Annotated in this window: 7 protein-coding genes; all 7 read right to left on the bottom strand. The window is 45.5% G+C overall.

What is annotated here, in order from left to right:
* Nucleotides 1–88: 88 nt before the first annotated feature.
* The 7 genes from yacG to MSG36_RS05980 all read right to left on the bottom strand — a co-directional run bounded on the left by yacG (nucleotide 89) and on the right by MSG36_RS05980 (nucleotide 6,017).
* A complete protein-coding gene (yacG, locus tag MSG36_RS06010) occupies nucleotides 89–286 on the bottom strand; it encodes a DNA gyrase inhibitor YacG (protein ID WP_017106879.1) in 198 nt (65 codons plus the stop codon).
* 81 nt (nucleotides 287–367) lie between these two features.
* Entirely contained in the window at nucleotides 368–1,108 is a 741-nt protein-coding gene (gene zapD, locus MSG36_RS06005; RefSeq protein ID WP_248366707.1) for a cell division protein ZapD, read from the bottom strand.
* 26 nt (nucleotides 1,109–1,134) lie between these two features.
* Entirely contained in the window at nucleotides 1,135–1,749 is a 615-nt protein-coding gene (coaE, locus tag MSG36_RS06000) for a dephospho-CoA kinase (RefSeq protein ID WP_050651751.1), read from the bottom strand.
* 2 nt (nucleotides 1,750–1,751) lie between these two features.
* Complete coding sequence (locus tag MSG36_RS05995; RefSeq protein WP_017058945.1) at nucleotides 1,752–2,621, bottom strand: A24 family peptidase; 870 nt, start codon at nucleotides 2,619–2,621, stop codon at nucleotides 1,752–1,754.
* A 66-nt stretch (nucleotides 2,622–2,687) separates the two neighbouring features.
* Complete coding sequence (locus MSG36_RS05990; RefSeq protein ID WP_048659371.1) at nucleotides 2,688–3,917, bottom strand: type II secretion system F family protein; 1,230 nt, start codon at nucleotides 3,915–3,917, stop codon at nucleotides 2,688–2,690.
* A gap of 15 nt (nucleotides 3,918–3,932) precedes the next feature.
* The gene (gene pilB / locus MSG36_RS05985) at nucleotides 3,933–5,618 is read right to left on the bottom strand and encodes a type IV-A pilus assembly ATPase PilB (RefSeq protein ID WP_248366705.1); all 1,686 of its coding nucleotides are present in this window, start codon (nucleotides 5,616–5,618) and stop codon (nucleotides 3,933–3,935) included.
* The gene (locus MSG36_RS05980) at nucleotides 5,619–6,017 is read right to left on the bottom strand and encodes a pilin (RefSeq protein WP_052878830.1); all 399 of its coding nucleotides are present in this window, start codon (nucleotides 6,015–6,017) and stop codon (nucleotides 5,619–5,621) included.
* Nucleotides 6,018–6,046: the final 29 nt, after the last annotated feature.

Raw genomic sequence — 6,046 nt, 5'->3', positions numbered from 1 at the left:
GCTACTCGCTACTCGCTACTCGCTACTCGCTACTCGCTACTCGCTACTCGCTACTCGCTACTCGCTACTCGCTACTCGCTACTCTCGCTTAGTATGGATCTTCCGACCAACCATCGCTATCCGACATGTCTGGTGCGCCAGCGATGCTGTTCTCTTCGTCTGCCCATTCACCGAAATCAATCATCTGACATTGCTTGCTGCAAAACGGGCGGTGCGGGCTTTGTTCGCCCCATTCAACGTCAGTATTACATTGAGGGCATTTAACGATGGTGATTTTCTTCGACATAGTGATTCTTAATTTGAGGATGTAATAATAGTGAGTTTAGGCTCGAGTGAGGACTCAAGCCAAACTATAAAAGGAAATTAATTAGGTGCAGATCGCCAACTCAAATTCGATGTCTTGAGTACAGGCTTGCCCAGTTTCAAAGCTCATGAATTTAACTGCAAAGCGGTTCTTGTGACCTGAGATCATCGGGTAGGCACCGTATTGCATTGGAATAGAAAGACGAAGGATATTCGCCTCATCGGCATCGCTCTGGAAGAAGCCAGCACGAGCGATTTGCTCTTTAAAGTGGCCAGTCTCTCTGGTGAGCTTCAACCACAGTGTTAGCGCTTCATACAGAGGCTGTAAGCTATCCATCCAAGCTTTAGCATCTCTCATTCTCTTATCAAGAGGAAGGTGCAGCCAATAATGCAGTGCCGGTAAATCAAAGCAGCATGAGCCACCTGGAAGATTAAAGCGTTGGCGAATCGCACTTAGGAAGCGGTCTTCTTTAAGTGACTGGCCAAAACGCTCTGCCTGCATCAGATCACGATAGATGTTGCCAATGTCATTAAGCAGTGATGTCAGCATCTCTTGATCGACACCTTCAACATCCAACCAACTTTTGTAGGTTACACGTTGCTTCTCAATATCTTTTGCCAGTTCGCTCTTGAGTTGGATCTGTTCGAAGATTTCAATCAGATCAAAGATGGAACGGAAAAAGAGTTGATACTGTTGAGCATCGAAAAATGTAGAAGACAAGTGTAGCTGCCTCAAGAGTGATTCGACTCTTAAGTAGATGCGTGTTTTCTCATTTAGAGGATGTTCAAATTTATGGGTGATCATCGAGCAAACCTTCATTCAACATTGTTCTATTCTGACCCATCTACAGCACTGATTGCCAGATACTTTTGATGTAAATCTGTGATTTGAGGCAAAAGTTCTTGGTTTTTAGTATGGTTTTTAATCACGTCATCTGCAACTGCTAAGCGTTGTTCTCTTGAAGCCTGTGATTTTAAAATTGATGCAACTTGTTCCCTAGAAACATTATCACGACTCATCGTACGTTCTATTTGAACTTCTGCTGGCACATCAACAATTAATACGCGATCGGCCATGCCTTGCATTTGGTTTTCCACCAATAGCGGTGCAACTAATAAACCATACGGGGATGTGATTTTAGACAGGTCACTGTCAATTTTGTCACGGATCATGGGATGAAGAAGATCATTGAGCCACTGCTTCTCTTTAGGGTCTGAGAAGATCAGCTCACGCAGGCTACTTCGATTGAGCGTTCCATCTTCAAGCAAGATAGACTCACCAAAGTGTTCTGTAATCTGTTTTAAACCGTCACTGCCCAGCGCAACCACTTCACGTGCCACGATATCAGCATCAACAATATCAATATTAAAATGTTCATTGAACAGGTTAGCGACCGTGGTTTTGCCACTGGCGATACCACCGCTTAATCCGATAATAATTGCCATGGTTAAATTCCTAGTACAGAAGTGAAATACCATCCCATGATGTCGTTACCCCACATCAAGCTTACCCAACCCGCAATCGCAAGATAGGGGCCAAACGGAAAGGCTTTATCAATGCCTTGCTGTTTCAAGCGAAGTTGAATCAAGCCAAAAACCAAACCGACAAGCGAAGATAAAAGGATGATCATCGGTAGATGCTGCCAACCAAGCCATGCACCAAGTGCAGCCAGGAGTTTGAAGTCACCGTAACCCATGCCTTCTTTACCTGTGAGTAGTTTGAACAACCAATACACCGACCACAGAGCTAGGTAGCCAGCCATTGCGCCAACCACAGAATCTTGTAGCGATACTGGGCTGATATTAAACAGTGCTAAAGCGATACCGGACCATACCAAAGGCAAGGTGATTTGATCGGGCAGTAGCATGGTATCGAGATCGATAAAGGTCGCGGTAATCAGGGCGAAGGTGAAAAAAATCAAAGCAATGGCGTAGTAGCTGAAACCAAAGTGGCTAGCAACCATTGTGCAAAGTATTGCGGTAAGCAACTCGACTAAAGGGTAGCGAGCGCTGATTGGATTAGCGCAGCTATGGCACTTACCCTTTAAGAATAACCAGCTTAACACTGGGATATTGTCGACGATTCTTAATTGAGTTTTGCATTTCGGGCAGGTTGAACGAGGAATGCTGAGATTGAACTTTCCCTCTGGCGCTGGAATTTTATATTGAGAGAAATATTCCGAGCACTCTTGTTGCCATTCGCGTTCCATCATAATCGGCAAACGGTGTATGACTACGTTGAGGAAGCTGCCGATAAGAAGGCTAAAAATGAAAGCTAATACGGGGAATAGCCAAGGATAGTAGTGAAATACTTCCATAGTGTCCTTTACCACTTAATCAAGGTGAGCAGAGATTGCTGCTCATGGGTGTTTAGTTGCTTTTAACTATCCTAACACACTCATAAGATTAAAGATCGGTAAGTACATCGCAACCACAAGCCCACCAACGACAGTACCTAAAAACACGATGATCAGTGGCTCTAGAATTTTGCCCAAATTGTCGACTGTGTTGTCGACTTCAAACTCGTAAATGGAAGCGACTTTATTAAGCATATCATCAAGGTTGCCTGACTCTTCACCGATCATCACCATCTGTAACACCATTTCAGGGAAGGCATTGGTATTGCGCATTGCGATATACATTGGCATGCCAGCAGCCGTTTCTCGGTGAACTTCAATGATGGCCGATTCATAATGCAGGTTGCCTGCGGTTTTTGCTGTGGTTTTGAGGCTCATCAAAATTGGAATGCCAGAACTAAAGCTGGTTGATAAGGTTCGGCTAAATTTGGCTATGGATGCTTTGGCTAATACGCCACCAAGAACAGGGAAGCGTAATCCTAGTCGGCTGACAGACAGTCTGATCGAGTGGGAACGCTGACACAGTTGGTAAATAATCAGGACAACAAGCCCGATGCCTACAGCCGTATAAAAACTGTAAGCCTGCATCCAATGGGAAAGGTAGAGTACTTGTTGGGTGAACCAAGGCAGGTCGGCGCCAAAGCCTGAAAACATCGACTCAAACTCTGGAATCACCATGGTCAGCATTAAATAAGAAACGGTCAGTGCAACGGTGACCACCATGGCGGGGTAGATCAGTGCTTTGACGACTTTGGACTTTAGCTGCTCGCTCTTTTCTCTATAGGTCGCTAAGCGTTCGAATACTTGGGCGAGGTTACCGGAGAGCTCGCCTGTCGCAACCAAATCAGTATAGAGGTCATCAAAGTGACGACTTGCGGTTCGCATCGCTTTTGAGATTGGCGTTCCGGCTTCTACACCTTTGCAGATATGCGATAGAATCGATTTCATTTCAGCTTTGCGGTGATTGTCTGACACCAACTTGATAGCCTGCACGATGGGTACACCAGTAGCCAACATAGTAGCCAGTTGCCGAGTTAAAATAGTGATGTCTTTGGCTTTGACTCTATGGGTTAAACGAGTGACGGCTGAAATACTTTTCTTTTTGATTTTCTTAATCTGAATATGCTGCTCTTTGAGCTTTTCTCGTACTTCCAATTCGGTGAGCGCTAAGGTTTGCCCAGACACTTTCTTGCCTGAGCTGTTAATTCCTTTCCAGTGATAGCTTTTTAGTTGTGATTGTTTGGACTTGCTACTCATTGGTGCTCCATGGGTTTATATGTACAGAACACGTTGCAGTTCTTGATAGCTGGTGGTGCCTTCAAGCAATTTATCTAGCCCCGACTCTTGCAGAGTTCTCATGCCTTCTCGACGAGCTAAGTTTTCAATGGCTAACGCGTTCGGTTTGTCGATCAGGCTGCTTTTCAGTTGATCGCTAAACGGCATCACTTCATAGATACCCACTCGCCCCGAATACCCCTGGTTACACTCATTGCAACCTTTAGGACTCGCTTTGTAGATGGTTTGGCTGTTAGGAATCGAGTGACGCAGAAAGATGTCTGGCGAGTCATCAGTTTCTTTGCAGTGGTTGCATAATCGTCTTGCCAGTCGTTGGGCGATAATCAAACTCAATGATGAAGCGAGGTTAAAGGGTTCTATCCCCATATTTGCGAGTCGGGTGACGGTTTCTGCGGCGGAATTAGTGTGCAGTGTCGAAAGCACTAAGTGACCGGTTTGCGATGCTTTGATCGCGATCTCTGCGGTTTCTAAGTCGCGGATCTCTCCAACCATTACAACATCAGGATCTTGTCGCAAAAATGATCGAAGTGCCTCAGCAAACCCAAAGCCAATCTTAGGTGTTACTTGTACCTGATTAATGCCGCACAGGTTAATCTCCACTGGGTCTTCAGCTGTCGAGATATTGCGTTCAGTAGTGTTGAGCACTCGAAGGCCAGTATAAAGGGAGACGGTTTTTCCGCTGCCGGTAGGCCCTGTCATTAAGATCATCCCTTGTGGGCGTTTTAGCGCATTGAGGTAGAGTGCTTTTTGATCTTCGCTATAACCGAGTTTATCGATATCGAGATTAGCCGCGCTGCTATCAAGCAGTCGCAGTACGATCTTTTCACCCCACAAGGTCGGCAGCGTTGATACACGCATATCAATCGCCAAGTCGTCATTTAGACGCAGTTTAATACGACCGTCTTGAGGCAAGCGACGTTCGGCAATATCAAGTTTGGCGAGTATTTTCACACGAGCAGATAAACGGCGACTTAAATGGGAAGCGGGTTGTTGTATTTCAACAAGGATGCCATCACAACGCAGTCGTACTCGGTAGTGCTCTTCATAAGGTTCGAAGTGGATATCTGATGCACCTTTACGCACCGCGTCGACCAATATCTGATTGATAAATCGGCTGACAGGGGAATCGTCTTGACTGAGATCTTCTATCGACGCTATCTCATCGTCAGACACTTCAACAAGATTAGCGAGTTCATCTTGGGTGATCTCTTTGCGTTTAGAGTCTTGCCCGGAAATCGAACGGCCATACAGCTTTCGTATTGCGCCTTCTAGTTCTGAGTAGTTGGCGACAACCAATTCAATCTGTAATCCGGTCGCAAATCGAAAGTCATCTTCCGCTTGCAAGTCGGTAGGGTCAGCAGAGGCGAGCGTGAGAGTCGAGCTAGAGGCTGAAATCGGGATAGCATGATACTTGGTGATCAGTTCACGAAGCCCTAGTTGGTCGCATAAGCCTTCATAGTCTGTATTGACGAGCTGTACTAACGGTAAGCCGAAGATGGTTTTAATGTTGTTTGCTAAGGAATCGCCGCTGAAGAAATCGAGAACGAGCAAAGCTTCAGGTGTCGAAATACCTGAAGCTTGTACATGTTCCGCTACAGCTTGTTCTTGAGTCAGGCTGAGTAAGTCGGCCTGGCGAAGAACGGTTGGGAGGTTGGTTAGCACTTATGAGCAGCCGTTAAGGATGACGTTCCTTGCCGAGCTAACACCACATGACCAGCTATCATCGACCCTAGATAAAGAAACTGAACTGCCTTTGCCACCACCACTAGTTATTGTCACATCAATCCCGCCTGAAGTTACAGCAATAGTACCTATGCTAAAGTCTGTTGCGCCAATAGCTGCTGAAGTTGTAGGTGCTGCCCCACTCACTGCTAAGTAATCTTCATAGTTTGTTTTGAGAGCTGTTGCCGTAGCTAATGCAGCTCCTAGAGCACCTTTCTCAACATATTCTTGATACTTAGGGATCGCAATAGCTGAAAGAACCCCAATTACAGCCACTACAATCATCAATTCAATCAGCGTAAAGCCTTTTTGGTTCGTTCTTTTGTTCTTGTTATTCATTGTCTAATTCCATTCTTTAGTTTGTTTCA

This window comes from Vibrio sp. 1CM8B (genome assembly GCF_023161685.1).
GTDB classification, from domain to species: Bacteria; Pseudomonadota; Gammaproteobacteria; order Enterobacterales; family Vibrionaceae; genus Vibrio; species Vibrio coralliirubri.
The sequence above is the reverse complement of the archived record's forward strand: the minus strand, read 5'-3'. Positions and strand labels throughout refer to the sequence as shown.

Excerpts from the sequence above, each read along its gene's own strand:
- yacG (WP_017106879.1), bottom strand. The coding sequence starts at position 286 with ATGTCGAAGAAAATCACCATCGTTAAATGCCCTCAATGTAATACTGAC.
- zapD (WP_248366707.1), bottom strand. The coding sequence starts at position 1,108 with ATGATCACCCATAAATTTGAACATCCTCTAAATGAGAAAACACGCATC.
- coaE (WP_050651751.1), bottom strand. The coding sequence starts at position 1,749 with ATGGCAATTATTATCGGATTAAGCGGTGGTATCGCCAGTGGCAAAACC.
- MSG36_RS05995 (WP_017058945.1), bottom strand. The coding sequence starts at position 2,621 with ATGGAAGTATTTCACTACTATCCTTGGCTATTCCCCGTATTAGCTTTC.
- MSG36_RS05990 (WP_048659371.1), bottom strand. The coding sequence starts at position 3,917 with ATGAGTAGCAAGTCCAAACAATCACAACTAAAAAGCTATCACTGGAAA.
- MSG36_RS05980 (WP_052878830.1), bottom strand. The coding sequence starts at position 6,017 with ATGAATAACAAGAACAAAAGAACGAACCAAAAAGGCTTTACGCTGATT.